General features: G+C 61.0%; 11 protein-coding genes. 2 read left to right on the top strand and 9 right to left on the bottom strand.

The genetic code is table 11. From position 1 onward, the window contains the following. Positions 1–11: 11 nt before the first annotated feature. Positions 12–1,631, bottom strand: coding sequence for a glycoside hydrolase family 43 protein (locus tag AX760_RS19525; protein WP_071834676.1), 1,620 nt, complete (start codon positions 1,629–1,631; stop codon positions 12–14). 264 nt (positions 1,632–1,895) lie between these two features. On the opposite strand from AX760_RS19525, the gene AX760_RS19520 reads away from it, so the two are divergent. Next, on the top strand, positions 1,896–2,474 hold the full coding sequence (locus AX760_RS19520) for a TRAP transporter small permease subunit (protein ID WP_071834675.1): 579 nt from the start codon (positions 1,896–1,898) through the stop codon (positions 2,472–2,474). Then, positions 2,471–4,264 (top strand): TRAP transporter large permease, encoded by a 1,794-nt coding sequence (locus tag AX760_RS19515; RefSeq protein ID WP_071834674.1) that lies wholly within the window; start codon positions 2,471–2,473, stop codon positions 4,262–4,264. The genes AX760_RS19520 and AX760_RS19515 overlap by 4 nt, the downstream gene beginning before the upstream one ends. A gap of 114 nt (positions 4,265–4,378) precedes the next feature. On the opposite strand, the gene AX760_RS19510 is transcribed toward AX760_RS19515, so the two are convergent. The 8 genes from AX760_RS19510 to AX760_RS19475 all read right to left on the bottom strand — a co-directional run bounded on the left by AX760_RS19510 (position 4,379) and on the right by AX760_RS19475 (position 14,122). Beyond that, positions 4,379–5,485 (bottom strand): TRAP transporter substrate-binding protein, encoded by a 1,107-nt coding sequence (locus tag AX760_RS19510; RefSeq protein WP_071834673.1) that lies wholly within the window; start codon positions 5,483–5,485, stop codon positions 4,379–4,381. Positions 5,486–5,673: 188 nt separating this feature from the next. Further along, the gene (mgrA, locus tag AX760_RS19505) at positions 5,674–6,705 is read right to left on the bottom strand and encodes an L-glyceraldehyde 3-phosphate reductase (protein WP_071834672.1); all 1,032 of its coding nucleotides are present in this window, start codon (positions 6,703–6,705) and stop codon (positions 5,674–5,676) included. A 169-nt stretch (positions 6,706–6,874) separates the two neighbouring features. Then, entirely contained in the window at positions 6,875–8,008 is a 1,134-nt protein-coding gene (locus AX760_RS19500) for a Gfo/Idh/MocA family protein (protein WP_071834679.1), read from the bottom strand. Between the two features lie 32 nt (positions 8,009–8,040). Continuing rightward, positions 8,041–8,802 (bottom strand): sugar phosphate isomerase/epimerase family protein, encoded by a 762-nt coding sequence (locus tag AX760_RS19495; RefSeq protein ID WP_071834671.1) that lies wholly within the window; start codon positions 8,800–8,802, stop codon positions 8,041–8,043. Next, positions 8,799–9,512: a D-lyxose/D-mannose family sugar isomerase gene (locus AX760_RS19490; RefSeq protein ID WP_071834670.1), complete on the bottom strand. Its 714-nt coding sequence runs from the start codon at positions 9,510–9,512 to the stop codon at positions 8,799–8,801. Before AX760_RS19490 ends, AX760_RS19495 begins: the two co-directional genes overlap by 4 nt. Before the next feature lie 10 nt (positions 9,513–9,522). After that, positions 9,523–11,988, bottom strand: coding sequence for a beta-mannosidase (locus AX760_RS19485; RefSeq protein WP_071834669.1), 2,466 nt, complete (start codon positions 11,986–11,988; stop codon positions 9,523–9,525). Positions 11,989–12,093: 105 nt separating this feature from the next. Beyond that, the gene (locus AX760_RS19480) at positions 12,094–13,185 is read right to left on the bottom strand and encodes an ABC transporter ATP-binding protein (RefSeq protein ID WP_071834668.1); all 1,092 of its coding nucleotides are present in this window, start codon (positions 13,183–13,185) and stop codon (positions 12,094–12,096) included. Between the two features lie 4 nt (positions 13,186–13,189). Beyond that, positions 13,190–14,122 carry a carbohydrate ABC transporter permease gene (locus AX760_RS19475; RefSeq protein WP_087149308.1) on the bottom strand — a complete coding sequence of 311 codons (933 nt, stop codon included), beginning with the start codon at positions 14,120–14,122 and terminating at the stop codon, positions 13,190–13,192. Positions 14,123–14,125: the final 3 nt, after the last annotated feature.

Genomic DNA, 14,125 nt, shown 5'->3' with positions numbered 1-14,125 from the left:
ACATTGAAGGCTCAGTCGAGCGCCTCGTAGCAGAAACTGTCGAAGTCGGCGGGAAGGCCGCGACCGGTGATGTCGAAAGCGAACAGGCCGGCAAAGGCGCCGGTGAACGATCCATGTTCGCCGCGCCCGCCTTCGTCCGACACCACGCCCCCATCCAGGACAGGACCGAGCGACTGCCAGTCATTGCCGCTGTCCGGGCGCCAGAAGAACTGCAGGTCGTTGTCGTCGATCTGCATTGCCAGATGCAGAGGCCCGTCGGGCACGGACATGCCGCTGTCGGCTGGAAAACTCAGCCGTCCATCGGGGAAATCACCGGCGCAGGATAAAATGGTGACGACACGACCCAGCGTTTCGTGAAGGGTGACCGCCAGCGCATGAAACTTGTATCGATTGTAATAATGCGTCAGGCCGGCCACCTGCTGATAGGTCTCCGGGGAAAAATCGATCACTGTCTCGACACGGAACCGGTGATGCTCCTGTCGCCGTGCCACCAGCGCCTGTTCGAACCAGCTGCCGATGCTTTCGCGACCGAAAAGCCGCAAATGACCCGGCCTTGCTGACAGCGAGAAAATCCGGTCCGGCCTGGGTGTGCGCAGCCACTGGAACGCCAGCGGCAGGTCAGGACCGTCGAAATCGATCTCAACTCTTGACGGCGCGTCCTTGCGAACCGTTTCGAAGGGAGACGGCACATCGACCGCCGGCACGATACCGCCCTGCTCCAGATATAGCCAGTCATCGTCGCGCCAGACGCATTTCTGCAGGCCCGTTTCGCGACCGAGTGTGCAGCGGCGATGCGGCGACAGCGGCCGCCCGGTCAGATGGGTGTGATAGGCCTGCCCGTCGGGCGTCTCGACATATTGTCCATGGCCGGCCCGCTGGAGGATCGCATCCGGATCGTCCTTTGAGGTAATCAGGTGTTGCTGCGGATGCAGCTCATAGGGGCCTTCGATCGAACGGGCCCGCGCCATGGTGACGACATGGTCATAACCGGTCCCGCCCTCTGCGGTCGTCAGATAGATCCAGCCGTTGCGCCGAAAGAGATGAGGCCCCTCGACCAGGCCCTGGCCGCTGCCGGCGAAAATATTGCGGACCGGCCCGACCAGCGATTTCGACTGCGCATCCCATTCCTGCAAAAGGATGCCATCGAAAGCCGGTGATCCCGCATCGCCATTAAAGGTCTCGCGGCGATGATTCCACTGCATGTTGAGGAACCATTTGCGGCCGTCTTCGTCATGGAACAGCGACGGGTCGAAGCCGGAGGAATTGACATGCACCGGATCGGACCACGCCCCCTCGATCGTCGGCGCGGTGACAATGTAATTATGCGCATCCTTGAAACTGCCGTCGAACCGCTTGACGTCGGTATAGACCAGCCAGAACAGACCGTCGGCGTGCGAAAGGCACGGCGCCCAGACGCCACAGCTGTCGGGATTGCCGCGCATGTCGAGCTGGCGTGCCCGCTCGAGCGGACGGCGCACCAGCGTCCAGTTGACCAGATCGCGCGAATGGTGAATCTGCACGCCCGGATACCATTCGAACGTCGATGTGGCGATGTAATAATCCTCCCCGACACGGCAGATCGACGGGTCCGGATTAAAACCCGGCAGGACAGGATTGCGAATCGTCGTCATCGTTTTTCATGCCTCTTTTGGCGCGCAGGGGAAGAATCGCGTGGAAGCAAGTTTTGCCCCGCACCACGATGATGCGCAACCGCCGCACCGGCCAATCCTGCACAAGACTTGGGCATTTTCGGAACGCTCATATGCGACTTTCGCATGACGCTTGCAGGCTAAGCCTGAAAATTGCGATCCAGACTTGAAACACCCCTTGAAATCGGCACTGTGATCCTGCTTGGCAAAAAACGGCAAAAACCAGCCAATGCGGGGAGGAACAGAATGACACCGTTACTCGGCATCAGTCGACTGATCGACTCTGTCACCGAAGCCATCGGCAAGGCGGTCGCCTGGCTGATCCTGATCGCCGTGCTCGTCAGCGCGGGAAATGCGATCATCCGGAAAACCTTCAACATGTCTTCGAATGCCTGGCTCGAAGCGCAATGGTATCTGTTCGGCGGCGCCTTCATGCTGGCCGCCGCCTATACCCTTCGCCAGAACGAGCACATCCGCATCGACGTTGTCTACGGCGCCTTTTCGCGCCGGGTGCAGCACTGGATCGATCTGCTCGGCCACTGCCTGTTCCTGATGCCGTTCGTTGCGCTGATGATCTACTATCTGACGCCCTATGTGCTGATGTCCTACCGCAATGGCGAGGGCTCCTCGAGCGCAGGCGGGCTGATCATCTGGCCGGCCAAGGGCATTCTGCTGGCCGGCTTCGTTCTTCTGGCGCTGCAGGGGGTATCGGAAATCATCAAGAAGATCGCCATCATGCGCGGCGACATGGAGGATCCAACGCCCTATGTGCCGTCGCATGCGCCCCTCGATATTGACATGACTGCCGAGGAGAAACGCCCATGATCGAGTTCATCGCCGAGAACATGGCACCGATCATGTTCGTTTCCCTGATCTTCTTTCTGCTTCTCGGCTACCCCGTTGCCTTTGCGCTCGCTGCCAACGGCCTCGTCTTCTTCATCATCGGCGTCGAACTCGCGCCGTTTTCCGATTCGATCAACCTGTCCTGGCCGCTGCTCAATGCGCTGCCGGAGCGGTTCTGGGGGGTGATGTCAAACGACACGCTGCTCGCCATTCCCTTCTTCACCTTCATGGGCATCGTGCTCGAACGCTCCGGCATGGCCGAAGACCTGCTCGACACGATCGGCCAGTTGTTCGGACCGATCCGGGGCGGCCTTGCCTATGCCGTCATCTTCGTCGGCGCCCTGCTAGCAGCCACCACCGGCGTCGTTGCGGCCTCGGTCATCGCCATGGGCCTGATCTCGCTGCCGATCATGTTGCGCTACGGTTACGACCGACGCGTCGCCTCCGGCGTCATCGCAGCCTCCGGCACGCTGGCGCAGATCATCCCGCCGTCTCTGGTGCTGATCGTTCTCGCCGACCAGCTCGGCCGCTCCGTCGGCGACATGTATGCCGGCGCGCTCATTCCCGGCATGATCCTGACCGGCCTCTACATGGGCTATATCCTCTTGATGAGCTTCATCCGGCGCGATTCGATGCCGGCTTTGCCGCTTGAGGCACGCACCCTGGGTCACGGCGTCACCTCCCTGTTCGTGGCGTTGTTGGTCGCCATCGGCATCGCCTATGCCGCCCATGTCTATCTCTCTCCGGCCCATGGCGAGAATGCCGACATTCTTGGTGCCACCGTCGGCATCGCCGTCATCTACATCGTCGCGCTCATCGATCGGACGACGAAGACCAATATGATGTCACGTCTTGCCCAGCAGGTGATCATCGTCCTCATCCCGCCGCTGGCGCTGATTTTCCTCGTGCTCGGCACCATCTTCCTCGGCATCGCCACACCGACCGAAGGCGGCGCCATGGGTGCCGTCGGCGCTCTGATCATGGCGGCGGCCAAGGGTCGTCTGAGCCTGGATGTCATCAAGCAGGCCCTGGCGTCGACCACGCGCCTGTCGTCCTTCGTGATGTTCATCCTGATCGGTGCCCGCGTTTTCTCGCTGACCTTCTACGGCGTCAACGGCCATCTCTGGGTCGAGCATCTGCTCACCTCCATGCCCGGCGGCGAGACCGGATTCCTGATCGCGGTCAACCTGCTGGTGTTTTTCCTCGCCTTCTTTCTGGATTTTTTCGAGCTGGCCTTCATCATCGTGCCGCTTCTGGCGCCGGCGGCCGACAAGCTCGGCATCGACCTGATCTGGTTCGGCGTCCTGCTCGGCATCAACATGCAGACCAGCTTCATGCATCCGCCGTTCGGATTTGCCCTGTTCTACCTGCGTTCCGTGGCCGCCAAGGTGCCCTATCTCGACAAGGTCACCGGCAAGAACATGCAGCCGGTCACGACGGGGCAAATCTATTGGGGGGCCGTGCCCTTCGTCGGCATCCAGATCATCATGGTGACGCTGACCATCATGTTCCCGCAGATGGTCCTGCACTACAAGGATACCGGGACCGGCGTCGATCCGGCGACGATCAAGATCGAGGTCCCCGGCTTTGGTGGCGCAGGCAACGGCACACCGGGTCTTGGCCTGCCTGACAATGGCGGCGGCCTTGGTCTGCCGGGCGGCCTGCAACTGCCCGCCGGCAATCCGCTCGACGCAGCACCTGCCGATGGCGCCAGCCAAGAGCCGGAGACCAAGCCGGCCAACGACCTCAGTGCGCCGCCGTCGTTCAATTGAGGGGAAACTAGAGGCTTTGGTGGCCGGGGGAGCCCGGCCATCACCCATAACGAGAATGCAAAAGCCCCGGAACATCGCTGTTCCGGGGCTTTTTTTGGTCAGACGAAGGGCGGCTTACAGCTTGCCGTTGCGCTGCTGGATCATCATGAAGGTATCGTAGTTGTATTCGGCGATCTGCGCATTGAGGAAATACTCGCCGCGGAAGGCCTTGATCGAACCCCAGATCTTCTTGAAGGTCGGGTTGGACGCTTCCATTTCGGCATAGACTTCGTTCGATGCGTCGAAGCAGGCCGACAGGATTTCCTGGCTGAACGGGCTGAGCTTGGCGCCGCCGGCCACCAGGCGTTTGATCGCCGAGGGGTTCAGGAAGTCATACTTCTGCAGCATGTTGGCATCGGCTGCCTGGCAGGCGGTGCGCAGCAGCGACTGGTATGCCTTCGGCAGACCTTCGAACGCGGCCTTGTTGAAAATCGCGTGGACCGTCGGGCCGCCTTCCCACCAGCCGGGATAGTAGTAATAGGGCGCGACCTTGTAGAAGCCGAGCTTCTCGTCGTCATAGGGTCCGACCCATTCGGCCGCATCAATCGTGCCTTTTTCGAGCGATGGATAGATGTCGCCGCCGGCAATCTGCTGCGGTACGACACCGAGGCGCTCCATGACCTTGCCGGCAAAGCCGCCAATGCGCATCTTCAGGCCCTGCAGGTCGGCAACCGTCTTGATCTCCTTGCGGAACCAGCCGCCCATCTGCACCCCGGTATTGCCGCCGGGAAAGCCGATGAGGCCCTGGGTGCCCAGGAACTCGTTGAACATGTCGATGCCGCCGCCATGATACTGCCAGGCGTTCATGCCGCGCGCATTGAGCGCGAAGGGAACGGCAGCGCCCAGCGCCCAGACCGGATCCTTGCCCCAGTAGTAATAGGAGACGGTGTGGCAGGCCTCGACGGTGCCGGCGGCGGCCGCGTCAGCAGCCTGAAGGCCGGGGACGATTTCGCCGGCGGCAAAGACCTGGATCTGGAAATTGCCGTCCGTCGCATCGGACACATATTTCGAAATCACTTCAGCGCCGCCATAGATCGTGTCCAGAGACTTCGGGAACGACGATGTCAGGCGCCAGTTGATCTTCGGGGTTGTCTGCGCGATCGCAGGCGCGGCAAGCGTCGTGGCGGCAACCGCACCGACCCCGCCGAGACCAGCCCGCGTGATGAATGAACGACGATCCATGGTTCCTCCTCTTGAATCCAACAGCGGTAAGGCCCTGGAATATCCCGGCCCTCTCCTCCCGCAGGGGCAGCTTACACGCTGCCCCCCTCTTGTCCAGCAGGGGTTTACAACCGCTGCCCTCTACTTTTGTCTAACACCCTCAAAAACCGCTAGATCGCCTAAAACATAGGCAAAACAACAGCCTGCGTCTATTCGATCTCGGCCGAAGAGGTCCAGAGATTGATGTCGGCCTCCTTGGCGTAGAGATCGATCTCGGTGAGTTCGGCAGCCGTGAAGCTGTCGTTCTTCAAGGCGTTGACGCAATCCACGATCTGTGAGGACCGGCTGGCGCCGATCAGCGCCGAGGTCACGCGTCCGCCGCGCAGCACCCAGGCAATGGCCATCTGGGCCAATGTCTGGCCGCGATTTTGGGCGATACCATTGAGCTTGACGATGTTTTCGAGGATCGACGGCTTGATGAAATCCTTCTTCAGGAAGTGATTCTGCGCCGCGCGGCTGTCGGTCGGAATGCCGTTCAGATATTTGGTCGTCAGCATGCCCTGCGCCAGCGGCGAAAACACGATCGAACCGATGCCGAGTTCTTCCAGCGTATCGACGAGACCATCATCTTCGATCCAGCGGTTGAGCATCGAATAGCTCGGCTGGTGGATGATGCAGGGCGTGCCGAGGTCCTTGAGGATTGCCGCTGCCTCGCGGGTCCGCTGCGAATTGTAGGAGGAGATGCCGACATAGAGCGCCCGGCCCGAGCGCACGATATGATCCAGCGCCCCACAGGTTTCCTCCAGCGGCGTGTCCGGGTCGAAGCGGTGCGAATAGAAAATATCGACATAGTCGAGCCCCATGCGCTTCAGGCTCTGGTCGCAGCTGGCGATCAGGTATTTGCGGCTGCCCCATTCGCCGTAAGGACCCGGCCACATGTCGTAACCGGCCTTGGACGAGATGATCAGCTCGTCGCGAAGCGAGCGGAAATCTGTGCGCAGGATTTCGCCAAACGCCGTCTCGGCGCTGCCGGCGGGCGGCCCGTAATTGTTGGCGAGGTCGAAATGGGTGATGCCGAGATCAAACGCGGTGCGGCACATGTCGACCTTGCGGTCATGCGCCGTGTCGTCGCCGAAATTGTGCCAGAGGCCGAGCGAGACGGCCGGCAGTTTCAGGCCGGTCTTGCCGCAGCGATTGTACTTCATCGTCTCGTAGCGATTTTCCGCGGGCTGCCATGTCATCGTCTTGTCCTGTCTTTTGCCTGCACATGTGGATTTACAAATGTGTATCTGGAAACATGTGTTTGAAAACGCAATTCCCGAAGCAGCCATGCTCCGGGAACGATTGTCAGAGGTATAATTCAATGGCACGACGGCGCAAGCACAGAGTCCTTCACGCCCCCGAATTCGCCTAGCGCAACAGGGCCTTGGCTTCGTCGATCCCAAGGGCGGCCGGTTGCGTGCAGGTGGTGGTGAGGTCGATGAACTGGCCGGTCTCGCCCGACTTCAGGATCGACACCATGACATCGACGCCGTGCAGGGCGCGTTCCAGCGAGCAGCGCGCATCACGCCCTTCGAGGATGGCGATCGCCATGTCGGCAAGGCCAGCCGTCCGGTAGTTGGCCATTGGTCCCTGCGGATGTTCCTGGTTGGCCACGGCGAACGGGTGATCCCACATCTCGATCGGCTGGATATCCTTGTCGCGACCGCTGGCAGAAACCGTTCCGCCGAAGAAGTTGGGATCAGGCACGAACAGCGAGCCTTCGGTGCCGTAGAGCTCCATATTGGCGTGGCGATGCGACCAGACATCCCAGCTTGCCGACAAGGTGATCGTCGCGCCGTTCTGGAATTCGAGCAGCGCATGAATGTTGGTCGGCGTCTCCACCGGAATGACCTCGCCCTTGCGCGGCTCGCTGCTAATCGTGCGGGTCGGATTGGCCATCGACGTCAGGGCAGCGACCCGCTTCACCGGGCCGATCAGGTTGATGAGGTTGGCGATGTAATAGGGGCCGAGATCGAGGATCGGACCGCCGCCGGGCAGGAAGAAGAAATCCGGATTGGGATGCCACATCTCCATGCCGGGGCTCATCACGTGGCAGGTACCGGATGTGACACGGCCGATCTTGCCCTGATCGACATAATCACGCGCCAGTTGGTGCGCGCCGCCGAGGAAGGTATCCGGTGCGCAACCGACCTTGAGATTGTTGGCGGTGGCGATGCCGCGCAACTGTTCGCCCTGCTCCAGGGAGAGCACAAGCGGCTTTTCCGAATAGACGTGTTTGCCGGCTTCCAGGATCATCTTGGAGACGGGAAAATGCGCATCCGGGATCGTCAGGTTAACGACGATGTCGATCTCCGGATTGGCCAGCAGTTCCTCGATGGTCTGCGCCTTGACGCCATATTCCGAGGCGCGGATTTCGGCTGCTGCCGGGTTGATATCGGCGCAGGCGAGCACCTTGATGCCCTTGAACAGCGGGGACAGCCTGAAATAGGTGGTGGAAATGTTGCCGCATCCGATGATGCCGACACCGAGTTCTCTTGTCATTGCCATGTCTTTCTCTTGCTCGGATATGCTGTTCAGTAGGACTGGATCGAGGCGATCGAGCGCTCGGCCGTCACCTTGAAATCCTTCGGATTGTCATGTTCGACGACGTAATATTTGACCGGTGTCGATGAAAGCACCTTGAACAGTTTCGCCCAGTCGACGGTGCCATGACCGACATCGGCCCAACCGTCCTGGTCGGTGTTCTCGCCCGCCACAGCGATGTCCTTGACATGCACCGAGGTAATGCGGCTGCCATATTTCTCGACCCAGGCGAAGGGATCGGCCCCGCCGCGGATGACCCAGGCGATGTCCGCTTCCCAGGACAAGTCGGGACCGCCGGCAAAGATGTGATCCTGCGGCAGCGAACCATCCGCAAGCGCGTGGAATTCGAAGTCATGATTGTGCCAGCCGAAATCGAGGCCTGCGTCGCGATAGGGCTTGCCGGCGGCCTGCAGCCGCTCGCCAAAAGCCTTCCAGCCCGCGGCATCGGTGGGGCGCTGGTCCGGCAGGAGGTAGGGGCAATAGATCGCCCGGATGCCCAGCACGCCAGCTATCTGCAGCACGCGCACGGGATCCGATTCGAGCATGTCGAGGCCGAAATGGGCCGATGGCATCGTCAGTCCATTGCTGTCGAGGTCCTGCTTCAGAGCCTCGATGGCGGCATCGTCGAGGGCTGCATAGAGCGCGCCATAACCTTCGACCTGTTTGTAGCCGGCCGCAGCAACGGTCTTCAACACGTCGGAAAGCGGCGGGAAATTGCGGGCGCTGTAGAGCTGGAAACTGACGGTCTTCATGGAATTTTCTCCTCGTGGATCTGGCCAAGCCAGGTGTAATAGTCCGAAACCAGCAGATGGCTCGGGATGGTATCTTCATGGATGGTGGAAAAACGGCCGACCGGCTCGCGGAAATAATTGTCCGTGAGATCGTCGTTGACGGTCGAGACTTCGCCCATCAGCACATCCGCCCCTTCGGCCCAGAAGGCGTGCCAGTTGCCGGGCAGCAGCGTGACGCTTTCCCCGGGCGCTAGCGCCAGACGCGCGCCGGCCTTGAGCACGCGCCGCCGCGCATCGGTGGCGACAATCACATCGCTGTCTTCATCGACGGTGCCGTCATCACGTGCATTGTACATCTGCAGCACAAGCGTGCCGCCGCCGCGATTGATGATGTCCTCGGTTTTCACCGCATGCCGATGCAGCGGATTGACCTGGTCCTTGGCGGTGATCATCAGCTTTTCCGCATAGGAAACGCCCTGCCCGGAGCGCAACGCATCAAGCGTGCCGTTGCGCAGCGTGAACAGAACGAGGCCCAGTTCATCGAACCTGCCCTTGCCATAATCGGTGATGTCCCAGCCAAGCCGGGCCGTGAAGATTGCAGGGGCATCCGAAGCGACATGCGCCTTGAGCTCTTCCGGCGACCAATAGGCAAAAGGCGGCAGGACAAAGCCGTGGCTGCGCATGAACGCGTCGCTGCGGGCGATGATCTCGTTGACCTGACTGCGGTTCATCTTTGTTTCCTCACCCGTTGCCCTGGCAGGACTGGAGATCATAACCGGTGAAAACCGGCTCCGCCCCGGCCGCAAGCGGCACTTTCGGCGTGAACCGGATCACGCGGTCGCCCCCGGCCGTCAGATCGAATGCATTGTCGGAATAGCGCCCCTCGACATCCGCCTCGATCATCACATGCAGAGCCAGCCCTCGCGCCGAGACGGTAACGTCGTAGCTGCCATCGCCCGTTGCCAACGCCTGCAGCGAAAGGCCGGAGGGCTGCAGATCGAGCGCCTTGTAGGTTGCGGTCATGTGATGCCCCTCGCCCGCCATGCCGTTCGAGGCCTCGAATGACCAGAACAGCAGGCTGTCTTTCGGGATCTCCGATGCGGAAATCGTGACGAGCGTCGCGGCGCGGTCCGGCCCGCAGGTGCCGGCGGCAGCGACAAACGGCTGCCGCTCGCCAGCGAGAGACACAAGAAAGGTCTGCAGCGTGAGGGTCACCGGCTCGGCCGTATCGTTGACCATGGAAAAGGCGACGTCAGCGTCGTCTTCGGTGGGGATGGCGGCGATATTGACCGGCTGGAAGAAGCGCCGCGTCATGTAGTGCATGGCCTTCCAGTTGCCGCCATAATCGAGGCTGGCCCAGGAGGCGACGGGCCAGGTGTCGTTGAGTTGCCAGTAAAGCGTGCCCATGCAGTGCGGTTTCAGCGACCGCCAGAAATCGACGGCGGTGCGGATCGCCAGCCCCTGCTGGATCTGGCTGAGATAGACGAAGTTGGCAAAATCCTTTGGAAAGCGGAAATAGCGAAACATGGTGGCAGCGATACGCTCGTTGCCGCCGGCATTCTTCTGGTGCGCCTCCATCACCGGCGAAGCGACGTTCAGGTCCTTTTGTTCGGCGAACTGCCGAACGATCGGCATCGACGTATAGGACTGGAAGCCAAACTCCGAGCAGAAGCGCGGGCGCACGCTGCGGTAGTTGTCGAACGACTTGTTCTCATGCCAGACCGACCAGTAGTGCATGTCGCCGGCACCATCGGCATGCCAGGCATCACCGAAATTCAATAGGCCGACGGACGGGCTGGACGGCCACCAAATGGCATCCGGTGCCGCCCTTTGCATTGCGGTCTCGATCGTGCGGTTGAGACGATCATAGGAGACCAGATAGCGGTCGCGGTCCTTGCGGCTTTCCGGAAACCAGGTCAGCGCGCCGACCAGTTCGTTGTCGCCGCACCAGAGCGCGATCGACGGGTGCGACGACAGGCGCTTGACCTGATAGTCGACTTCCGCCGCAACGTTTTCGAGAAAGCCCGGCGTCGAGGGATAGAGATTGCAGGCGAACATGAAATCCTGCCAGACCATCAGGCCGAGGCGATCGCACAGATCGTAGAACCAGTCCGGCTCGTAGAAACCGCCGCCCCAGATGCGGATCATGTTCATATTGGCGTCAACGGCGGATTGAAGCAGGTCCTCGACCCCTTCCCGGCTGACGCGCGACATCAGCGCATCGGCGGGGATCCAGTTCGCGCCGCGGCAGAAGATCTCGCGGCCATTGACCCGGAAGGCAAACCGGCTGCCGGCGTCATCGGCGTCCGTCAGAAGCTCGACCGTGCGAAAGCCGATCTGCCGCGTCACGCTCTGCCCTGAGACTTCGACGGTCAAGAGCGAGAGTGCCTGTTCACCGCTGCCAGCCGGCCACCAGAGTTTCGGGGTCTCGACGCTGAAGACGTGGGTCAAAAGCGTTTCGCCGGTATTGACGGCACAGTCGAGCCGCTCGCGCTGGTCGTCGAGGCCAAAATGCACCGCGGCGATCCCTGGCTCGGCCGCAAACAGGCTCACAGTCACCTCAAGGTCGACTGCGCCATTCGCCTGGGCAATCTGGCGGGTGGTGACATGTTCGATCCGCGCGGCGTCGAGCCTTTTCAGCGCGATCGTGCCATAGACACCGAGCGGCGCAATGGCGATGTTCCAGTCCCAGCCAAAATGGCATTGCGGCTTGCGCAGCATGTTGCCGTTAGCGATCGGCGAATTGCCGGTCGAATAGGGAATGTAAAAGGGCTGATCTGCCTGCGCCGCAGCACCGGCCGCAATCGAGGAATGCAGCACGATGCGCAGGCCGTTCTCGCCTTCGCGCAGGGCAAACCCGACATCCGGCCGATGCCGCAGAAAGCAGTTTTCGGCCTTCAGGACGCATTGATCGTTGACGAAAACCGACGCGACGGTATCGAGGCTTTCAATATCGAGATACCAGTCGCCGCCCAGATCGTCGGCATCCATCTGGAACGTGCGCTCGAGCACCCAGTCCTTGTTGGCCACCCATTGCACATCGTCTTCATTGCGCCCGGCATAGGGGTCCGCAATCACGCCAGCCGTCTGCAGCGCGCTGTGCACGTCACCGGGAATGCCCATGGTCAGGGCATGGCTGTTGTCGCTGGTGGCGAGCAGCCAATCGCCGGAAAGATCGATATCCTGGTTCAAGCTCGGATGGGTCATGCGTTCATATCCAGATCAGCTCTTGCAACGTCGCCGCTGCAACGTCGCCGCATTTGTCTCTTCCGCCGGAGCGGAAGAGACGTGTGGTGTTTCAAACCCTGTGGCTTAAAGTCTGTTTTCCGTCGTCGCATCGAAGATCGATGCCAGCCCCATATCGAAGGACAGGCGCACCGGCGTGCCCGGCGCATAGCGGCGGGCGCCGGCGATGCGCACCGACATGGTCTGTCCCGCAAGTTTCAGCCAGAGCAGGTTATCGGCGCCCATCGGTTCCTCGATGTCGACGACGGCATCATGGACGTCGGTGCCGGTAGATGCCTCGTCGACCTGCACATGCTCCGGACGGACACCAAGCACGACCTGGCTGCCGGTCTCGATCGGGCCACGCGCCTTGTAGCTGTCGACCGAAAGGTCAACACCGTTCACCGACACGACCTTGCGGCCATCCCGCTCGACGATCTCGCCACGGAAGAAATTCATCGATGGCGAGCCGATGAAGCCGGCCACGAAGAGGTTTTCCGGGGTGTTGTAGATCGTCATCGGATCGGCCAGCTGCTGGATGACGCCCCCTTTCATGACGGCGATGCGGTCAGCCAGGGTCAGCGCCTCGATCTGGTCATGGGTGACGTAGATCATCGTGTTCTTCAACGACTGGTGCAGGCGCTTGATTTCCACGCGCAGTTCGGAGCGCAGTTTAGCGTCGAGGTTGGAGAGCGGTTCGTCGAAAAGAAAGACATCGACATCCCGCACAAGGGCACGGCCGATCGCGACGCGCTGGCGCTGGCCGCCGGAGAGTTCGGACGGCTTGCGCTTCAAGAGCGGCTGGATCTGCAGGATTTCGGCAGCCCGCGCCACACGCTTGTCGATCTCGGCCTGCGGCAGCTTGGCAACCTTGAGACCGAAGGACAGGTTTCCCGCCACTGTCATCTGCGGATAGAGCGCATAGGACTGGAACACCATGCCGATTCCACGGTCCTTGGGCTCTTCCCAGGTGACGTTCTTTTCCTTGATGAAAATCTGCCCTTCGGTGACATCGAGCAGGCCGGCGATGCAGTTGAGAAGCGTCGACTTGCCGCAACCGGACGACCCGAGCAGCACGAGGAATTCGCCATCGGCGACGTCGATATTCAGGTTGTCGAGCACGGTGACCGCACCGAAGCTCAAAGACAGATCCCTGACCGATACACTGTTGCTGGTCATGCAATTACCCTTTCACTGCGCCGGCGGCGATGCCGCGGACAAAAAGCCGGCCGGAGACGAAGTAGACGAACAGGGGTACGGCGCCCGTCAGGATGGTCGCCGCCATGTTGACGTTGTATTCCTTCACGCCCTGGACGGAATTGACGATGTTGTTGAGCTGCACGGTCATCGGGTAATATTCCGGCCGGGTGAAGACCACGCCGAACAGGAAGTCGTTCCAGATGCCGGTGATCTGCAGGATCATCGCGACGACGAAGATCGGCAGCGCCATCGGCAGCATGATCTTGAAATAGATCATCCAGAACCCGGCCCCGTCGACGCGCGCCGCCTTGAACAGTTCTTCCGGCAGCGAGGTGAAGTAGTTGCGGAAAAGAAGCGTCAGGATCGGCATGCCGAAGATCGTGTGCACGATGATCAGCCCGGTCAGCGAGCCGTAGAGACCCAGTTCCCGCAGCACGATGACGATCGGATAGATCATCACCTGATAGGGAATGAAGGCGCCGACGATCAGGATGGTGAAGAACAGGTCGGCCCCCTTGAAGCGCCAGTTGGCGAGCGCATAACCATTGACCGACGCGATCGCGATCGAGACGACCGTCGAGGGAATGGTGATGCGCACGGAATTCCAGAAACCACGCGAAAGACCGTCACAGTTGAGGCCGGTGCAGGCTGTCGACCAGGCCTTGACCCAGGGCTCGAAAGTGATTTCGACCGGCGGCGAGAAGATATTGCCGAGCCGGATTTCCGGCATGCCCTTCAACGACGTCACGACCATGACGTAAAGCGGCAAAAGATAGTAGATCGCTGCAAAGATCAGGGCCCCGTAGAGCATGATATTGCGCGGCGCGAGAACCGGGCGGGGCTTCTTGCCACGCGGGCCGGCAGCCAGTCTTGCGCTCGAAGCGTTTGGATCGAGGGCGTTTGGGTTGGGAGCGATAGT

The sequence above is a fragment of the Pararhizobium antarcticum genome (genome assembly GCF_001885585.1).
GTDB lineage: Bacteria > Pseudomonadota > Alphaproteobacteria > Rhizobiales > Rhizobiaceae > Pararhizobium > Pararhizobium antarcticum.
The sequence above is the reverse complement of the archived record's forward strand: the minus strand, read 5'-3'. Positions and strand labels throughout refer to the sequence as shown.

Coding starts and splice junctions, on each gene's coding strand:
- AX760_RS19520 (WP_071834675.1), top strand. CDS start 1,896: ATGACACCGTTACTCGGCATCAGTCGACTGATCGACTCTGTCACCGAA.
- AX760_RS19525 (WP_071834676.1), bottom strand. CDS start 1,631: ATGACGACGATTCGCAATCCTGTCCTGCCGGGTTTTAATCCGGACCCG.
- AX760_RS19500 (WP_071834679.1), bottom strand. CDS start 8,008: ATGACAAGAGAACTCGGTGTCGGCATCATCGGATGCGGCAACATTTCC.
- AX760_RS19490 (WP_071834670.1), bottom strand. CDS start 9,512: ATGAACCGCAGTCAGGTCAACGAGATCATCGCCCGCAGCGACGCGTTC.
- AX760_RS19495 (WP_071834671.1), bottom strand. CDS start 8,802: ATGAAGACCGTCAGTTTCCAGCTCTACAGCGCCCGCAATTTCCCGCCG.
- AX760_RS19510 (WP_071834673.1), bottom strand. CDS start 5,485: ATGGATCGTCGTTCATTCATCACGCGGGCTGGTCTCGGCGGGGTCGGT.
- AX760_RS19515 (WP_071834674.1), top strand. CDS start 2,471: ATGATCGAGTTCATCGCCGAGAACATGGCACCGATCATGTTCGTTTCC.
- AX760_RS19480 (WP_071834668.1), bottom strand. CDS start 13,185: ATGACCAGCAACAGTGTATCGGTCAGGGATCTGTCTTTGAGCTTCGGT.
- mgrA (WP_071834672.1), bottom strand. CDS start 6,705: ATGACATGGCAGCCCGCGGAAAATCGCTACGAGACGATGAAGTACAAT.
- AX760_RS19485 (WP_071834669.1), bottom strand. CDS start 11,988: ATGACCCATCCGAGCTTGAACCAGGATATCGATCTTTCCGGCGATTGG.